Source organism: Kitasatospora sp. NPDC058492 (assembly GCF_042720685.1).
Lineage (GTDB): Bacteria > Actinomycetota > Actinomycetes > Streptomycetales > Streptomycetaceae > Kitasatospora.
Genome location: NZ_JBHXMU010000044.1, coordinates 1 through 15,361, shown reverse-complemented (window position 1 = coordinate 15,361; position 15,361 = coordinate 1). Strand labels below are relative to the sequence as shown.

Annotated in this window: 12 protein-coding genes; 10 read left to right on the top strand and 2 right to left on the bottom strand. The window is 70.4% G+C overall.

Annotated elements, in window-relative coordinates; all coding sequences use genetic code 11:
• Window positions 1–721, bottom strand: a 721-nt coding sequence (locus ACFWPI_RS26140; RefSeq protein ID WP_380425070.1) for a hypothetical protein, incomplete at its 3' end; no start/stop codon positions are given.
• Between the two features lie 398 nt (window positions 722–1,119).
• On the opposite strand from ACFWPI_RS26140, the gene ACFWPI_RS26135 reads away from it, so the two are divergent.
• Window positions 1,120–3,351, top strand: coding sequence for a type IV secretory system conjugative DNA transfer family protein (locus ACFWPI_RS26135; RefSeq protein ID WP_380380115.1), 2,232 nt, complete (start codon window positions 1,120–1,122; stop codon window positions 3,349–3,351).
• A gap of 316 nt (window positions 3,352–3,667) precedes the next feature.
• Here ACFWPI_RS26135 and ACFWPI_RS26130 read toward each other — a convergent pair whose 3' ends face one another.
• On the bottom strand, window positions 3,668–4,099 hold the full coding sequence (locus ACFWPI_RS26130; protein WP_380380113.1) for a helix-turn-helix domain-containing protein: 432 nt from the start codon (window positions 4,097–4,099) through the stop codon (window positions 3,668–3,670).
• Window positions 4,100–4,299: 200 nt separating this feature from the next.
• Between ACFWPI_RS26130 and ACFWPI_RS26125 the strand changes: the two genes are divergently transcribed.
• The 9 genes from ACFWPI_RS26125 (at window position 4,300) to ACFWPI_RS26085 (ending at window position 14,737) form a co-directional block, all read left to right on the top strand.
• Window positions 4,300–5,436: a hypothetical protein gene (locus ACFWPI_RS26125; RefSeq protein ID WP_380380111.1), complete on the top strand. Its 1,137-nt coding sequence runs from the start codon at window positions 4,300–4,302 to the stop codon at window positions 5,434–5,436.
• Between the two features lie 92 nt (window positions 5,437–5,528).
• Window positions 5,529–5,801, top strand: coding sequence for a hypothetical protein (locus ACFWPI_RS26120; protein ID WP_380380110.1), 273 nt, complete (start codon window positions 5,529–5,531; stop codon window positions 5,799–5,801).
• Between the two features lies 1 nt (window position 5,802).
• Window positions 5,803–6,384 (top strand): hypothetical protein, encoded by a 582-nt coding sequence (locus ACFWPI_RS26115; RefSeq protein ID WP_380380108.1) that lies wholly within the window; start codon window positions 5,803–5,805, stop codon window positions 6,382–6,384.
• A complete protein-coding gene (locus tag ACFWPI_RS26110) occupies window positions 6,381–8,960 on the top strand; it encodes an ATP-binding protein (protein WP_380380106.1) in 2,580 nt (859 codons plus the stop codon). The genes ACFWPI_RS26115 and ACFWPI_RS26110 overlap by 4 nt, the downstream gene beginning before the upstream one ends.
• Window positions 8,957–9,565: a hypothetical protein gene (locus tag ACFWPI_RS26105; protein WP_380380104.1), complete on the top strand. Its 609-nt coding sequence runs from the start codon at window positions 8,957–8,959 to the stop codon at window positions 9,563–9,565. Before ACFWPI_RS26110 ends, ACFWPI_RS26105 begins: the two co-directional genes overlap by 4 nt.
• A gap of 74 nt (window positions 9,566–9,639) precedes the next feature.
• The gene (locus ACFWPI_RS26100; RefSeq protein ID WP_380380102.1) at window positions 9,640–11,763 is read left to right on the top strand and encodes a hypothetical protein; all 2,124 of its coding nucleotides are present in this window, start codon (window positions 9,640–9,642) and stop codon (window positions 11,761–11,763) included.
• A complete protein-coding gene (locus tag ACFWPI_RS26095; RefSeq protein WP_380380100.1) occupies window positions 11,750–12,541 on the top strand; it encodes a hypothetical protein in 792 nt (263 codons plus the stop codon). Before ACFWPI_RS26100 ends, ACFWPI_RS26095 begins: the two co-directional genes overlap by 14 nt.
• Window positions 12,542–13,747 carry a peptidase M23 gene (locus ACFWPI_RS26090; RefSeq protein ID WP_380380098.1) on the top strand — a complete coding sequence of 402 codons (1,206 nt, stop codon included), beginning with the start codon at window positions 12,542–12,544 and terminating at the stop codon, window positions 13,745–13,747.
• 15 nt (window positions 13,748–13,762) lie between these two features.
• Window positions 13,763–14,737, top strand: a complete 975-nt coding sequence (locus ACFWPI_RS26085; RefSeq protein ID WP_380380096.1) for a hypothetical protein — start codon at window positions 13,763–13,765, stop codon at window positions 14,735–14,737.
• Window positions 14,738–15,361 lie beyond the last annotated feature (624 nt).

Here is a 15,361-nt window from a genome sequence, read left to right as displayed (position 1 = left end):
GGTTCCCTCCGGGGCCCCCCCCCCGCGGCCCGCGGGGGCCGGGGGGGGGCCGGGGCGGCCGCACCCCGGGGGAGCGTGGCGGCCCGGCACGGTGCAGTACCTCGCCGAGCAGGAGGCCGTCGGCTGAGAGGCCGGAGGGCCCCTCAGGCGTCGTCGTGGTGCTCCTCGACGTACCGCGCGGCGGCACCCACGGACGCGAGCCGGGGCGAGACGCGCCCCAACTCTCGAACACCAGCGGCGCGAGGTCCCCGCTGACGTCGAGCACGGGGTTGACGCTGGCCGTGTACGCGATCCCGCCGAGCTTCCCGGTCGTCTTCGTGATGAGACCAACCACGTCCTCGGGACGCACACGCGCGACCTTCTCCCGCGTGACGAGATAGGCGTCGGGCTGCGCCTCCTCGACGGCGACCCGCGGCGGCCCGGCGTACAGCCACAGGCCGCCGGCCTTCCGCGGGGCGGTGCCGTACCCCAGGGTCGCGGCGTGGGTGGTGCGGCTGCTGAGAGCCTCGCCCGCGATGACGTGCGCGACGCCGCAGGACCCGCACACCGCGCGGACCTCGACGCGTGGGCGCTTGCCGTCGTGCCCACAGTCCTCGGCCGGGCACCCGTGGCCGCCTTCGCGCTCCGGCGTGTGCTTCGTGGCGATCTGCCAGGCCGGCCGCCGGCATCCGGGCAGGTGGGTGAGATCCGACCACCCGAAGTACGCGCTCTCGATCCTCAACTCGACTCCTCGCTGCTGCTCGCGGTGCGGCGGCGCCGCTTCCCGCGGCCGGCATCCGTGGTGTGCCGGCTGTCGCCCGGTCCAACGACCCTGCCGCCAAGGCGTTCCACGGCGCAGACCGCCGCGGGTGGGTGGCGGATGTCTGACGGTCGCCGCGCGGTGTCAGGGGCCGGAAGCCTGCCACGGCCCGCCGAGCAGCTCGCTTCCTCGGATGCCGTGCGCGCGTTGTGCCCGGAGAAAGCTCCTGCGGCAGTAGTGCGCTGTGAGCGAGGATCGCACCTACGGTGCGCCCCGCGCAGGGCGTGCACAGCACGACGAAAGGGGGACGGGTGGCGCAACAACACGCCTTCCCATCACTGCCGGGATTGGACGGCCTACCAGGGGGAGCGTTCGGCGGGGTGGCGGGCCTGCTGCTCGCCGTCCTGGCCATCCTGGCGATGCTCGCCCAGGGCAACAAGGCGGAATTCAACCGGTCGGTGGACCGGTTCTTTGACGCGCTCGCGCAAGGGATCGGCCGGTACTTCTCCGGCCGGGACCTGTTCGAGGAGGAGCAGCGCAGCGCCTCGACCGCGTGGCGAGCAGGCCCGCCGCCACCGGACGACGAACGGGACGAGACGCCAGTCGGCGAGCTCGGCCTCCGCACGAAGGCCGCGAGCCCGCCCGTCTCGCTCGCCAAGCCGCGCCGCCGGCCCCTCGCGATGCGAATCGTCCTGGCCCCGTTCATGGCCGTGCTGATCCTGCTGCGCGCGCTTGGGGGACTGTGGCGAGTGCTGCGGGTCTGGCACCGGTGGCCGAGGGCCGCGCGCGTCGCTGTGAGGCTGCTGCCGGTGCCGGTCGCCTGGGGGTTGTGGCGTTTCCCCGACGAGACCCGGCTCGCCCTGATCGCCGGCGCCGGGGCGGTGTACGTCGCGGCGCTCACCTCGCCCGCCGGCCTGGCCTGGTGGCGGGTGACGCCCGTATGGACAGATGGACAAATCTACGGGCCCGGGCTGTGGGTGGCCCTGCGTCAGGCCCTCCGGATGGAGGAGACGGAGCCGCACCGGCGGTGGCTGTCGGTCCCTGATGATATGGCCGCAGAAGGCGCAAGGATCGTCCTCAGAATTCCTATCAAATGGCTGGGGACGCCCGAGGCGAGGGCGGCCGTCGAGCGTGTGGTCGACGAACGGGCGCCCGGTGAATGGGTTGCCCGGTGGGAAAGAACCAAGCGTGAGCATTACGTCGAGTGGACTCCGAAGCCGAAGCCGCCAGAGCGGGTGAAGTTGCCCGATTACGTGCCGTGGGAGCCGACCGGAGACCCCCGCAAGGTTTTCGTCGGTCTCGCGATCGAGAACAACGAGATCGTTTCGGCGATCGTGCACACGCAGAGCGCCACTCCCCACTGGGGTGTGGCGGGTGACACCGGTTCCGGAAAATCGACAGTGCTCTATATTCCGGTCGTCCACGGTCGGCAGAACGGCGAGTTGATCGACGTTCTCGACACCAAGCGGAACAGTTTGGCCGAGGCCGACGGGCACTCGGGCGTGCGCATTCACAAGGACACTCGTGCATGCATTGCGGCGTTCGCCGAGTTCCTAGCAAGCATGATGGCCGCGGAGGCTGCCATGGAAAAGGGCGCGGACCCGGCACTCCGGAGTCAGCTCATTGCCCGGACGCTGGTGATCGACGAACTCCCCACCCTTATCAAGCTGGCATACACCTGGTGGCGCTACGGGCTCAAGGGGAAGGGGACACCGCCATTTCTGGACTGGCTTGGAATCATCCTCCTGCAAGGCCGTTCCAGTAATCACAGGGTTGTGGTGGGGACGCAGCAATTCGCTAATTCGTATTTCGGTGGCACCATGGAAAGGGCGCAGATCGGAACCAGGATCGCCGTGGGCCAGCAGGACCGCGTTTCCTGGGGCGTCGCCTTCGGGCAGAGCACCCCGGTCCTCGGTTACGACGCGGACGTCAAGGGCCGTGGGGCTTACTCGGACAAGCGGAAACACCCGACCGAGGATTACCTCTACGTCCGCGAGATTCAGCCCTCCTACATCACTCCGGACGTTTCGCGTCTTCTTTCCCAGTGTGCCGATGCTCCGGCCTGGTTCGATTCCGGGGAAATGGCCCCGTGGATCACCGCCGAGGTCCTGGATATGGTCAACCACACCGCGGCGACGATGGACTTCCTCCCGGGTGGGAAGTTCGGCCCGATGTCCCGGACGGCTGTCGGGCCGGCCGCAGGTAGGGGGGTTGCACAGAGTTTGCCCATGTCACAGGGTGCGACACCTCTGGATGCGACAGGCAGCGCGACAGCACCCGCGACAGCCGCCGCGGCCGTGCCGCAGCCCGCCCAGGCCGCCGAGGTGCCGGTCGAGGAGACCCTCCCCGACACCTACACCCTCGCCGAGGCCCACGCCGCGAAAATCCTGCCGTGGAAGCCGGCGACCTTCCGCACTTACGTCAAGCGCGGCGTCGAACGCGGCATCCCGGCCCCCGAGGGAGTGAGCGACGGAGGGCCGGTGTCCTACTACAGCGAGGCCGAACTCCGCGACTGGATCGCGAAGTGGGAGGAGTGGCAGCAGAAGAACAACGTCAAGAAGCCGCGACCGGCACCCGACGAATCCGACGCAGAATCCACCCCCAGCGCCTGACGGAATCCCCTCGGCCCGGCGCCGCAGCGCTGCGCCCGGCCGAGGGGCCCCGGCTGTCTCTCTCCCCGAAAGCTGCACCGTCGGGGCGAAGAGGGAAGAGTAGTGGTGCGTGCTGTGGATCATCCGGATATCCGGATGGAACAACCATGCAGGTGGCCGGAATCCGTCGCCCCGCTGCGGGTGGTTGCCGGTGCGAGGTCGACCGGGAATCGGAACATACGCGTCTGATTCTTCGGCGACTCCGACTCGCCGGCGTCCTCGCGGGAAAATGATTACACAGAGGGCGATCGGGTCCGGCGGCGAGGATCGGCGGACCCTATGGAATTTGGTCCTCGTTTAACGTGGGATGAGATTTCCCGGCCGATAAGGCGGTAAGCCGCTCGTGCGATACTCCGAATGCCCCGGAAAGAACGGGGATCCAGCGGTGCGGCAACTTCTGGCGACCCTTTTCGACGTCGCAGTATGTAGATGACTTGATGTGCAGAAGTGCCGCCACGTCCATTTGTCGTAAACCTGCCGCGGTCCGCATTTGTCGCAAGGTCGAGGAATTGCTCGCGATGAGGAGTTCGCGCACCGGAACGTCCATGAGTTCAGCGAGACGACGCAGACGGCCGGGTCTCGGAAGGCGTCCGGTGGTTTCCCAGGTGGAGACTGCCGAGCGAGAACAATCAAGAATTCTGGCGACCTGTTCCTGAGTCATCCCCAGGCGGGCGCGAAGCTCGCGGAGGCGTTCGCGTCGTATGCGCATCCGATGCGCTCCTCGGATCGTTGAGTCAACGGGGGCACGCACTCTATCCGGCGCGAGCCCCTTCCTACCCGGTGTTCATGTCACGGGCCTGGGCGGGGTGCTGACGGGTTTACGAATTTCTTTGACGGGCGATCGGTTCGGGCATATGGTCGAACACCCCTGCGTCGGCTGTGACGCACGGGACGGGGAGGGGACGGGGCATGCCCAGTTTGGCCACTATTTTCCGGAAGATTGCAGGTCTGCCAGAACCCACGACCGAGAGCAGCCCGCAGCGGCAGGCGCCCGCTGCGGGAACCCCCCAGCCGGCCGCCGCCGAGCCCACGAACCCCTGGGAGGCCGCGGGGCAGCAACTCGCCCGCGCCCAGCAGAAAGCGTGCCCTGCTCCGCCTCCGCCCAGGGCCGCACATCCCCCGGCGCCCTGGGCCGCCCCCGCCGACGAGAAGTCGGGAACCCTGGCGCTGCGCCGGCTCGGCCGCGGCGTCCTGTGGGCGGTCGTCGTCCTGGCGGCCGTCACCGGCGTGAGGTCGTGGGTCGTCCCGCCGAAGCCGCTTCCCCCGGCGCCTTCGGCACCGACCCCGACCTCGGCCGCCTACCCGATTGCCGAAGCACAGGCCGTCGCTGGGCGATTCGCCCGCGCGTACCTGGGGTGGGACGAAGGCGCCCCGCAGCAGCGGGTAGCGGCACTGTCCGGACTCCTCTCCGTCGGAGCCGAGACGACGATGGGATGGGACGGCAAGGGCAAGCAGGACGTCTTGGACGTCCAGACGGACGCGGTGACCATCGGCGGACAGGGACAGGCCCGAGTGCGGGTCGAGGTCCTTGTCCGCAGCACCGTCGCCGCGCCCGCCCCGCCGCCCGGCGCGCCACCCGCGGCCCCCGTGACGTCGGATCCGCAGTGGGTCGCACTGGACGTGCCTGTCGTCACGACCTCCGGTCACGTCGTGGTCAGCGGTCAGCCCGGTCTCATCGGACTGCCGGCGCAGGGCCCGGCGCTGCCGCGCCTTACGGCGGCGGAGGCCGACAGTGCCCTGACCGCGACGACGCAGCCGATCGCGGAAGCGTTCTTCAAGGCCCTCGCGGCCGGCAACACCACCACGGCCGCGGCCCCCGGTGCGGCGATCCCCGCCCTTCCCGCAGGGATCAGCTTCAAGGCGCTGAACGCCTGGTCGGTCGACAACGCCGCCGACAGCAACGAGCGCTCCGCCCTCGCCCGGGTGGCCTGGACGCTCGGCGGCGCGTCGATCGAGCAGACGTACCGCGTCAAGCTCGCCCGGGTGAGCTCGACCACCGCCTCGACGTGGCAGGTGGCCGGCCTCGCCGGTGGTGCGACCTCCTGACCCGCACGCCCGCGACGGGGCCACCCCGCCCGGGCTCGGCCTGCACGACGACCCTGCTCTCACTATCCGCCACCACCAAGGGGGACCGACCAGTGATCAACCTTGCTGCCACCGCCCACACCGGCGCACAACTCGCCGCCCTGACGGACGGCACCGCCTTCAAGAACTGGGCGCTGCTGCTCGTCGGCAACGTCTTCGCGGCCTGGCTCGCCATCCGCGCCGTCGGCCACTTCATCAAGAAGGAGTGGGGGGACCTGATTCAGATGGTCTTCGCCGCCCTCGCCGTCGGGGCGTTCGTCTGGTTCCCCGACGGCGTGAAGACGGTGCTCGGAGACCTCTGGACCAAGATCAGCGGGAACACCTGAGATGGCTAGGGTCGGGCACACCTACACCCGTCACTTTGACCTGGACCCGAAGCAACACGAGCTGCTGGGCTTCGACCTGGGGGAGGGCGCGCCCCGCCGCGCGCTGATCCTCGGTCTCGTCCTCTATCTCCTGTGGGACATCCCGCTCATCATGCTGTTCGGTCTGCCCGGGCTCAACTTCGGGTTCAGCATCTACGTCCTGCCACCGGGACTGATTGCCATCTTCGGGGCACAGCGTTCGACCCGCATCGAGCGCCGGCGGTACGTCACGACGTGGGCACTCTCGATCCGGTACCTGGTCCTCGGGCACCGGCCGATCATCTGCGGCGGACGCCGCGCCGCCTCCCGGGGCGAGTGGCTGGGCCGCCGCGCCCGCTGGGGAAGCCGGCTCGACCTGCTCCTCGAATCCCCGCTCGGCGGCCTCCTCGAACGCTGGCTCGGCCCCGAGGGGAACATCCCCGCCGGCGCCGGGGCACCGCTGCGCCTGCACGCCCAGCCCCGGCTGTACGGCCCCGACGCCGTCGCGAAGGCCTACGGCCGCAGGGCGCTCAGCACCACCCGCACGACCCAGGGGGAAGCATGAAGATCATCCAGAAGGCCGCGGAACTTGTTGGCGTCGGAGGAGACCGGTCGGCCGCGCCGCCGACCTACGTCGCGCTCGCGGACGGACTCGTCGTCACCTCGACGCACGTCGAGGGCTGGTACGTCCTCGACTCCTCGAACACGGACCTGATGTCGGAGCAGGCCCGCGACGCCGAGCTCGACCAGGCGGTGAGCGCCCTCTCGCGCACGCTCGCCGGGTACGACTGCCACCTGCGCATCCTCTGGAGCCCCCTGCACGCCGCCGACTACCGGGCCGAGGCCGGCGAGCTGTTCACCGCCGGCCGCTGGGAGGACTGGGCGGACCTGCGGGTGAGCCGCCTTGAGCAGATCGGCCTGCCGACGCGTCACCTCCTTCTCGGCGTTCGGCTCAGCGACCGCACCGGCAGCGCGCAGGCGGCCGGCCGCCGCGGGATTCAGCAGGGCCTCGGGATCGAGTCCAAGGCGCTCAGCGCGCGCGAGCTGGCCCACCTCGACGCGACGATGCGCCGCCTCAGCCGGCGACTGGAAGCGAGCCCGTGGAAGGCGGCGCCGGCCAGTGTCGAGATGCTGTCGTGGATGATCAGCCGTGAGCAGCACCGGGCCGCGCCCGCGCCGGCTCCCCATCAGGGTGTGGTCAGCGGCGCGAAGCTTGCCAACCTGACCCGGGGGAGGGTTCTGCCGCACCCGGACCACCTGCAAGTGGTCGACGCCTCCGGTGAGGTCGCGGCGTGGACGTCCGTGCTGGTCATGACGGGTTTCCCGGAGGAGATGGAATCCCCCGGCTCCGGGGAGTGGTTGCGGGTGCTGTCCGAGATCACTTATGTGCCGGAGCTCACCGAGGACCAGGAGCTCGACGGCGACCTCGACCCGGCCGAGCTGATCCAGCCCGTCAGCCCGGACGCCAGCGTGCGGTTCCGGGTGCAACCGAAGCGCGACGCCCTCAAGACCGTCGACAATGCACGCCGGCTCGCCAAGGAGCAGCGGCGCTCTGCCGCCGGTGCCTCGGCCGAGGACCCGGGCCGCGACGTCGAGGAGACCGAGGACGTCATGGCCTCGCTCACCCGCGACATGCGGCGCGACGACCGTACGCTCGTTGAGGACCACCCGCGGCTGATCGTCACGAGCGAGACGTCGCTCGCCGACCTGCGCGCCCGCATCGACGCCGTGATTGCGTACTTCGGCGGCGTCGGCATCGAGGTGTTCGTCGGCGAGGACGAGCAGCGCGAGCTGTGGCTCGAAATGCAGCCCGGCGACCGGCTGCGCGTACCCGACCTCGGCCACATCCGGGACGTCACCGCGCTGGCCGGGTCCTGGTGGTGGGGCGGCGCGAAGGTGGGCGACGACACGGGCCCGATCGCCGGATACCTCACCGGCAGCACCGCCGCACCGTTCAGGAACGATGTCACTGCGGGAAGCGACCGGGGCGACGCGACGACGACGGCGTTCATCGGCCGGTCCGGCCGGGGCAAGACGACGGCGATGATGCTAAGCATGTTGGACGCCGGGTTCCGGGGCGGGTTCGTTTTGGCTCTCGACTTCAAGGGCGACCTTGGTGGTGTTGTTTCGGCCGGACGCCACTACGGCCTGAACGCCCACCTCGTCGAGATCGGCGGCCAGTTCGCGGGCTTCGCCGACCTGTTCAAGATTCTCGACAGGGAGGGGGCCGAGCGCGCACAGATCGAGGTCCCGACACAGCTCGGCATCGCCCTGCCGCCCCACCTGCGTGCCCGGGGCGCGGAGACGCCCATTCAGCACGCAGTGAACCAGGTGGTTGGCGAAGGCGATCCCGCGACCTGGCGCGTGATCGAGCACCTGCGCCACATGGACGACGACCTCGCCCGCGAGGCCGGCGAGGCCCTGTACGAGCTCGCGCAGACCGGCATCGGCGCCCCTTTCATGGGCAAGCCGACCTCGACGACGATCCCGCTGCGCCCCGAACCCGGAATCTGGGTGGTGCAGATGCCGGGGTTGTCGCTGCCGGACGCCTCGACCGACCGCGAGGACTGGAATGTGATCCAGCGTCTGAGCGTCGCGCTGATGCACTCCATGCTCGCGTTCGGCGTCACCATCGCCGGCCGCCGGGACCTGCGCGGACTGCGCAAAGTGGTCGCCGTTCCCGAGGTGCACGTCCTCACCGCGACGAAGGACGGCGCGGCCTTCTTGTCCTACGTCGCGCGCGTCGGCCGCGCCCTCGCGACCTCGCTCCTCCTGGACACGCAGGACCCGGAGTCCCTGGTCAAGCTGGTCGCCGTGACCGAGCAGCTCACCACCGTGTGCGGATTTCAGCTCACGGTCGCCGAGCAGCAGGACGCACTTGCCGAGCTGCTCGGCCTCCCGAAGGACGCGCACACCCGCGCCCTGATCCGCTCCGTCGGCCTCCTGCCGGACGGCGAGATCCGGCACGGCCACAACATCGTGCGCGATCGGCGCTTCTCGGCGGCCACCGTCCAGTGGGACATTCCGAGTTGGGAACTGCGCGAGCTGCTCGACACCTCGCCGAAGGCCGACCCCTACCTCGACGACGACCAAGACCAGGGCGACGGCGGCGCCGTCGCGCTGGAGAAGGTGACGGCATGACCACCACCACCGCCCGCACCGCCGCCGCGGTCCTCGGCACGGCCGCGCTCCTCGCGTTGGCCGGCTGCTCCTCGGACGGGAAGAAGGACAAGCCCGCCGACCCGAGCGCGGCCGTCCTCAAGACGGCCCGCACCTACCAGGAAGCGGCAGCCTCCGGCGCCTGGCCGACCGCGTGCCCGCTCATGTCGACCGCTCTGCGCGGCGGCAGCGTCGAGTACTGCCTCGACGAGCACGCGGCCAACCCGTCCACCGTCGAGCACTGGTCACCGGAGCCGACCGAGTCGCCGAGCCCGACCGTCGCGCCGCCGACCTACGCCGACGGCTCGACCCCGGCTCCGCCGGCCACGGCCACGCCCACCGGCCCCGACTACGGCGACATCGGCCCCATCACGCTCGGCGACGTCATCTCCGTCCCGGCCTCCGGCCGGCACCCCGCCGGGTACGGCGTCCTCGCCACCTTCACCGTCACGTGGCCCGGCAAGGAGCCCACCACCGACCGCCGCGCGCTGCGCCTGGTCTCCGAAGACGGGGCATGGCGGATCGACCAGCACGAAGACGCAATCACCAGCGCGGACCAGCTCCGCGCCGTCCTACTCCGGGGGTAGCAGTGCTGGCAGCGATCCGATCCCACATCCCCCGGGCGCGGAACCTCGCGATCCCGCTCCTGTTCATCTGCTGCGTGATGACGCTGATCCCGGTGCACCCCGCGCACGCCGCCGACATCCCGCCGATGGGCATCGGCGACCTGATGCCCAGCCCCGACACCAAATACCCGGCCGGGCACGGCACCCTGTACGAGACGTACCGCAACCCGCTGCTCTGGTCGCTCGATGTCGACTACGGCGTCTCAGATCTCTTCGACGCGACGGTCGAGCACGTCGCGGATCTGTTCATGCTGCTGATCGTCGTCATCGGCTCCGCGGCCGTGGTCATCGTTCAGTGGACTTTTCAGCTGACCTCGGTGCCGGCGCTCGAAGACACTGTCACGAGGTCGATCGGCGGCGCGGCCAGCGGCCTGACGACCACCCTCCTGCCGACCGCGCTCGCGGTCGGCGGGCTTGTCGCGTTCATCCAGCACAGGCGCGGCGGCGGAGGCGGCGGCCTGGGACAGATCGCCTGGGTCGGCATCTCCGCACTCGTGTCCATCTCGCTCCTGACGACTCCCGCCGCCTGGGTCGGCGGAGTCGACACGGTCCGCAACGTGGGCGCCAATATCACCATGAACGCGACAAGTGCCGGGATCGGTGACGGCGCGAAGGACTTTCCGTTCAAGCTCAACCATGATCCACAATTCACCGGCAACGGTCGCGACGACATGTTGCGCAAGTCCAGCGACTCCGTGTGGCGCGCCTACGTAGCCGGGCCCTGGTGCATCGCGGAATTCGGCAGTTTCGAGGTCTGCCGCAAGTACGGCGCCTCGCTGCTCGACAAGGGGTTCAGCCCCGCCAAGCGCAAGGAATGGCTGGTGCACAACGTCACCGATTCCGCCGTCGGTGACGACAGCGTGAGTTGGCGCCAGGGGCACAACCCGATCGGGCGCGTCGGCGCCACCGCCCCCTCGCTGGTCTCCGTCATCATGTTCGCCGCCCTGGTGATCATCTTGGCGTTCACCAGCCTCGCCAGCCTGATCGGCGCTCTGCTCCTACTCCTAACCGGGGTGGTGTTCGCCTGCCTCTGGGTCGTCCCGGGCAAGCCTCGCGCCTGGGGCTTGGCCTGGTTCGACCGCCTGCTCGGCGCCACCCTGGAGAGCCTCATTGCATCCATGACCCTGGGCGCCGTCCTCTCCTTGCAGGCGGCGACCACCACCATGTTCGGCACCTACGGATGGCTGCCCAGCATGGGCATGAGCATTGCGGTCGCCGTCGTCGGCGTGAAGTTCCGCGGCGTCCTCGCCCAGATTTTCGGCGTCAGCACCTCGGGCGGCTCCGCCATCGGCGGGTTCCTCGCCGCACAGGCCCTCTCACGGATCGGCGGCCGGATGTTCGGAGGCCGCCGCGGCGGCGGACGCCCCGCCCCCGCCCCGGGCGGCGGCAACGGCCCGGCGCGCGGCCCGGCACCCGGGCCCGGGCGCGGCGGTGCCGGAGGCCGAGCCGGCGGCGGACCCGCCGCACCGAACCCCCGCGTCCCCACCCAGCGCCCACCGGCCCCCGCCCCACTCCCTGCGGCGGCCACGCCACAGCGGACCACTCCGACCACCACCATCGACCGCCTCGACGCCGAGCGGGAGCACACCCCCGCTCCCGCACTTCCACCGCGCCGACAGAGCCCGCTTCCGGCGATCGCCGCCGGCCGGGCCCCGTCCACCGTGACCACAACCAGCACCGGCCGCACCCTGCCCGCCGGGGCCGTGCCCGAGCGCCCGGCCCTGCCAGCACCCGCCGGCAGCTCGACCACGCGCCCGGCCCTGCCCGCCAACGGCACCGCAACCAGCGAGGCCCGCCCCGCGGCCGAAGCCACCGCCCGCCCGGCCCTGCCGCCCGCCCGACCCAACCCCAACCCCACCCCGGCACCCACGCCCTCGACACCCCGCACGGCCACGCTGCGCCCCGAACTCGGCGACACCGTCCCGGAGTTCGCATTCCGGCAGGCGCCGCAGGCCCCGCCGCCCGGGGCACCTCGCGTGGTCCGGGGGACGGTCGTCGCCCGCAGCGCACCGACCCCCGTGCCCACCCGTCCGACCCGCACGCGACGCACCTCGACCACCACCCCGCCGCCCACCCGACGCACCGCTCCGGCACACCGACCCGCGGCTCCCACCCCGCGTGCCGGCCGAAGGGAGGAGACGACCCGTGCCCAGCGATAAGAACGACGAGAACGGCCGCACGCCGCAGGAATGGCGGGAGTACCTCCATGCCGAGCTGCACCTCCCGGAGGAGACCCGCCAGGGCAACCGACGCCAGCGCAAGGCCGCGCGCCAGGCCCACCGCGAGGCCAGCCGCCGAGACACCCGCGAGTGGATCAGGTCCGAGCGTCAGCGCGACCCGGTCAACCCCGCCGGCGCCCTGCTGATCGTCGGACTGCTCCTGATCCTTGGGATCGGAGCGCGCCTGTGGTGGCCGGACTGGAACGGCAGCAGCCACCCCACCGCCGCCCCCACCGCCTCGGCGACCGCCACCTCGACAGGCAACGCCCTCCCGCCGAGCACCGCCCAGCCGAGCACCGCCTCGGCCACCCCGACCGCCGAGCCCCTCAAGGACCGCACCAAGCCGGACCCCGTCATCAAGGAAGCGCTGCGCCTCTACCTCACCCGCGACCCGATCGCCGATCGCACCCACAAGCCCAGCGTCGACCGCGCCGGCCCCTACATGACCCCGGCACTCATCGCCAACTTGCAGGGCCACAGCGACCCCACGTTCGACAAGCTGGTCAGCCAGAGCGCCACCGCCACCGTCACCGACGTAGCCCTCGGCCCGGCCGACACCACCCTGCCCCCGGACACCCCGCTCCGGGTCTGGCGCAAGGCCACCATCACCGTCCGAACCGACGGCTACACCACCGAGACCCAAACCACCGTGCTCACCGTCGAGGCCACCCTCCTCGACGGCGACCAATGGTTCGTGTCCGCCGTACTGGGGGTGTAAGTGGAAAGCCGTGACGCGGCCCGCCTCGCCGTCCAGATGGCGGGCCGCGGGCTCATGCTCAAGGTCGCAGCGATAGGCGCGGTCCTCTTCCTCCTCTTCCTGGTCGCCCTCGGACTGATCGGCGGCAGCGCAGGCAACGCCAGCGCAGCCACCGGATCGTGCGGAGGCCGCGGAACACCCGGTGCACCCCTGCCCGGAGGCAGCGCCGGCGGATCCACCCCCACCCACTTCCCCGGAGGCCGGATGCGCGAGGAGCAGGTCGCCAACGCCAAGACCATCGACCAAGTCGCCCAGGAACGCGGGCTGTCCGGCCGCGCGACGCTCGTCGGCCTGGTGACGGCGTTGCAGGAGTCGACGTTGATCGACCTGAGCGGCGGCGACCGCGACTCGATAGGCCTGTTCCAGCAGCGCCCCTCCCAGGGCTGGGGCACCGTCGAGCAGATCCTCCACCACCCGGACTACCAGGCCCGCATGTTCTACTACGGCTCGCCCACCGGCGACCCCAAGGGCCTGACCGGCATTCGGTACTGGGAGGACATGCCCCTCGGCAAGGCCGCCCAGGCCGTCCAACACTCCGCACACCCCGACCTCTACGACCGGCACGAGCAGGCCGCCCGCGAGATCGCCGCGCAGGCCGGCATCGACCTCACCCGGCCCGGCACCGCAGCCACCGGCACCGCAACCCCGATCGGCCCGACCGCCAACCCCGGCGATTGCTACCCGGAGCTCCCCGGCAAGCCCGGCGAGCCATTCCACGACACCGCTGCGCCGTGGCCCGCCGAGGTGAAGAACCCGCGATCGACGGCCGACGCCATTGCCTGGATTCGCAATGAATCAGCCAATGGTTCCGCCCGCTGGAAGCTCATGTGCCTGGCATCCACCGCCAGCGCCTACGGATGGAACGGAGCCGGCTACACCAATCCACCGGCGAATTCCCACAGCTACGCGACCGAGCTCTATCGGAATATGATCCCCGCCTCGATGCACCACGACGGGGACAGGAATCCGCCACCGGGCGCGCTCCTATTCTGGGATACCGGAAGTGCAGCCGGACACGTGGCCCTTTACGTGGGAGAAGGAAAGGTTGCCAGCACCGACATTCTGAGGCCGGGATATATTGACATTGTCCCCGCCGAGCAGATCGAAACGAAATGGAACGCCAAATACCTCGGGTGGTCGCCGCCTTACTACCCGGCCGGGGGATGACGGAGAAAGAGAACCATGACCAGCACCAACCCCGACACCGTCCCCGCCACCCCCGTCTACACCATCACCCTCACCAGCTACGGCACAGCCCAGGTCGACAGCGAGGAGATCCCCGTTCCCGAGGGCGGCGACGCCCGTCTCGCCGCCCTCGGCGAAGTCCGCATCAAGGCCGCCCTGCACGGCCGCCCCGTTCGCGTCACGGCCAAGGAGGCCGACGGCTCGTCATGGCCCCTGGTGGTCGCGGTCGACGGCTCCGTGACCACCCTCGACCGCCCCCACCCTGCACCGGCCCCGGCAACCCCGGCCGCCGCGGCGACCACCGCTCACCCGACCGCGGTCGTCCCCGCCTACACCCAACCGCCGGCGGCCCCCGGTGCCCCCTTCGCCGGCCAACCCCTCCCGCCCCCGGCGCACACCCCGCCCGTGCCGCCAAGCGGCCTTCCAGAGCGGCAGGAAGTCCCGGCCACCGCCCGACCGAGCACCCTCTCGGCCCCGCCCCCGGCTGCGCCGCAGACAGCCACAGAGCCCGCAGACTGGACAGCCCCCTTCCCTGAGCCTTACATGCCGCTCCTGGACCGCCTGCGGCGGCAGGACGCCGCTGGCGACATCGATGGTGCTCACACCACGGCGGGCACCATCGAGGCCGCTTTCGCTGCCGTCTACGGGCTGCACCACCCCCACACCCTCAACATGACCGGTCTGCGTGTCTGGCTGATGCTTCGACGGGGAACGGACTGGGCCGAGACGACCGAGGCCCTCCTCGACGCCGTCGACCGCAGGAGGCAGGCCGGCGCCCCCGAGGCCGACACCCACCGCCTCGTGAGGGATGCTCATACGGCATGGCGAAAGCTCATCGGCGAAGACCCCGAGTACGCCCTCGAAGTGGCGACCACGCTGGTCGAGCTCCTCGTCATCCTCGGCCCCGAAGGGGAGAAGCGCGCCAAGTCCGTGATCGGCTGGATCGAGTCGGGCGTAGCACGGCGTCCCTAGGACCCCGTCCGGACCGAGGCGGAGAAGCCCCCTTCCCCCCGGGAAGGGGGCTTCCGATTTTGCAGCGGTCTTCGGGCACGGGGTGTGAAATACTCATCCCTAAACGGCCCGCCGCTTTCGCGGCGGGCCTCACTTCGCAACTTGAGGAAAATCTCTGCGGGCTATTGAATAACCCCGATCGAATGCCATAGGATTGAATCCAAGAGGGATTCTGATAAGGCATAGAAATTGCCCTGAAAACGCAACAGAATCCCGCGACACGGCGTCTATGACTGACCGTCAGGCCGATATTTGATCGGCAATCAAGAGGTCTAGACCATACAGAGAGTTGCCAAGGCGCCCCGAGGCCGCTACGCTCTCCCCAGTCAGCCGAGCACCTGATCGGCGTGAAACGCCCTCAGGTGCTACTGCCGCGAAGCGGCAAAACCCCAGGCCAAGGCCGCGCAGCGGCCGAGAGAACCCCCCACCAGCCTCCGCGAAGCGGAGGCCCGGCCCGCGAAGCGGGCCCTGCCGGCGCGAAGCGCCGGCCCAGCGATCCGCGAAGCGGATCGCTGTTAGTAATCGGCCTCACTTCGCAACTTGAGGAAAATCTCTGCGGGCTATTGAATAACCCCGATCGAATGC

Coding starts and splice junctions, on each gene's coding strand:
- ACFWPI_RS26130 (WP_380380113.1), bottom strand. CDS start 4,099: ATGCGCATACGACGCGAACGCCTCCGCGAGCTTCGCGCCCGCCTGGGG.
- ACFWPI_RS26125 (WP_380380111.1), top strand. CDS start 4,300: ATGCCCAGTTTGGCCACTATTTTCCGGAAGATTGCAGGTCTGCCAGAA.
- ACFWPI_RS26115 (WP_380380108.1), top strand. CDS start 5,803: ATGGCTAGGGTCGGGCACACCTACACCCGTCACTTTGACCTGGACCCG.
- ACFWPI_RS26110 (WP_380380106.1), top strand. CDS start 6,381: ATGAAGATCATCCAGAAGGCCGCGGAACTTGTTGGCGTCGGAGGAGAC.
- ACFWPI_RS26105 (WP_380380104.1), top strand. CDS start 8,957: ATGACCACCACCACCGCCCGCACCGCCGCCGCGGTCCTCGGCACGGCC.
- ACFWPI_RS26085 (WP_380380096.1), top strand. CDS start 13,763: ATGACCAGCACCAACCCCGACACCGTCCCCGCCACCCCCGTCTACACC.